The sequence below is a fragment of the Oleiphilus sp. HI0132 genome, from assembly GCF_001635845.1.
Genome location: NZ_LWGJ01001374.1, coordinates 1 through 1,085, shown reverse-complemented (window position 1 = coordinate 1,085; position 1,085 = coordinate 1). Strand labels below are relative to the sequence as shown.

Genomic DNA, 1,085 nt, shown 5'->3' with positions numbered 1-1,085 from the left:
ACCGTCAAGGTTATCGTCAGCTGTTGCGCCTGCATCTGTGTAAGAGGTGCTCTGTTCATGATTGACAATCGTGTTGCCCAGAAGAGTGATTGTTGGTGCGATGCCGTCTGTTACATTCACTGTGCGTGAGACTGTTGTTGCAGCGTTACCCGCAGCATCACTTACGTCATAAGAAATTAGGTAAGTGCCAATTATATTGGTATCTACATCGCCTGTTCGCGTGATACTGGCAGTAATGTCGCCATCAGCACTGTCAGAGGCTGTTGCACCGGCATCGGTATAAGGTGTGAGCTGAACATGATTAAGCGGGCTGGAGCCCAGTAGGGTAATCAGTGGTGCAGTACTGTCTTCGACTGTGACGGTTCGTGTTACTTGTACAGCATTATTGCCCGCAGTGTCACTGACATCATAGCGAGTGGTGTAAATCCCAGCTGTATTAATATCAACCGTATCGCCGGATACGATGATGTTGCTGCTTAGGTTGCCATCGACATTGTCGCTTGCCGTCGCGCCTGCGTCGGTATAGCTGGTAGCTTGTTCAACGGTTTCGTTAGAATTACCGTTGATTGTAATGACTGGAACTGTTGTATCGGCGATAACAACGCTTCTATTAACTGTAGCAGCGGCATTACCAGCGGCATCATTGACATCATAGCTGAGTATGTAGGTGTCTGGCGCATTTACATCGACAGTTCCGCTAACAACGATGTTTGCAGAAATATCCCCGTCAAAATTATCGTTAGCGCTCGCTCCTGCATCGGTATAGCTTGTTCCTTGTTCATGATTTTCAATTGCATTTCCAAGTAAGGCTATTGTTGGTGCAATTGTATCGCCAACATTTACAGTTCTTGTTGCGGTGGTCGCGGGGTTTCCTGCTGCATCTGTTACGTCATAACTGATGATATACGAGCCTTCAACATTAACATCTACACTGCCCGTGACAACAATACTAGCGCTCATATCGCCATCGATAAGGTCGGAGGCAGTAGCGCCTGCATCTGTATAGGTGCTGCCTTGTTCATGGTTGACGGCTGAACTGCCGATAATGGTAATAGCAGGGGCTGTCGTGTCGGCCACGATAACGG

Annotated in this window: 1 protein-coding gene; it reads right to left on the bottom strand. The window is 48.0% G+C overall.

From position 1 onward, the window contains the following. Nucleotides 1–1,085: immunoglobulin-like domain-containing protein (locus A3766_RS21060; protein ID WP_156509018.1), on the bottom strand; the 1,085-nt coding region annotated here is incomplete at both ends.